The following is a 675-nucleotide window of genomic DNA, read 5'->3' as shown; positions in this document are numbered from 1 at the left end:
TGATCGATAGCGTGTCACCTTCTGGATCCGTGTCGTTGCCAAGGATCGCTGCTGGCGTCATGACGTATGGCGTGTCTTCTTCGCCCGTGAAGCTGTCGTCAACCGCATCCGGTCCGTCGTTCACTGGTGAGAATACTACGGTCACTGTGGCCGTATCTTCACCGCCGTTACCATCGCTGACTGTGTAGTCGAACATGGCTGGACCGTTGTAGTCCGGATCCGGTGTGAAGCTCACTGTGCCATCGGGGTTCAGTGTTACCGTACCGCGGCTTGGGTTAGAGACGTCGATGATCGTTAATGGGTCGCCATCAACATCCGTGTCGTTACCCAATAGCGTTGCTGGATCCAGCGTGATGGTGGTGTCTTCTTCACCTGTTAGCTGATCATCAACGGCAACCGGTGCATCGTTAACCGGTGCAAAGTCGATTGTCACAGTAGCGGTGTCGAACCCACCGTTACCGTCAGTAATGGTGTACTCGTACGTCGCTTCGCCATTGAAGTTCTCATCAGGCGTGAAGGTCACGGTGCCGTCAGCGTTAAGGACAACAGTACCGTTCGTTGGGTTAGACACTTCAGTGATCGTTAATGGATCGCTGTCTGGATCCGTGTCGTTACCTAACAGGTCATTCGCTGTCATGGTGTACGGTACGTCTTCTTCGCCATTGAAGCTGTCGT

1 protein-coding gene is annotated in these 675 nt (G+C 53.8%); it reads right to left on the bottom strand.

Going from position 1 to position 675, the window contains the following annotated elements:
* A partial coding sequence (locus BS617_RS17895; protein ID WP_139303247.1) for a cadherin-like domain-containing protein occupies positions 1-675 on the bottom strand: 675 nt, incomplete at both ends.

This window comes from Neptunomonas phycophila, from assembly GCF_001922575.1.
GTDB classification, from domain to species: domain Bacteria; phylum Pseudomonadota; class Gammaproteobacteria; order Pseudomonadales; family Balneatricaceae; genus Neptunomonas; species Neptunomonas phycophila.
Note: the sequence above shows the minus strand (reverse complement) of the source record. Positions and strands in the feature narration are given on the sequence as shown.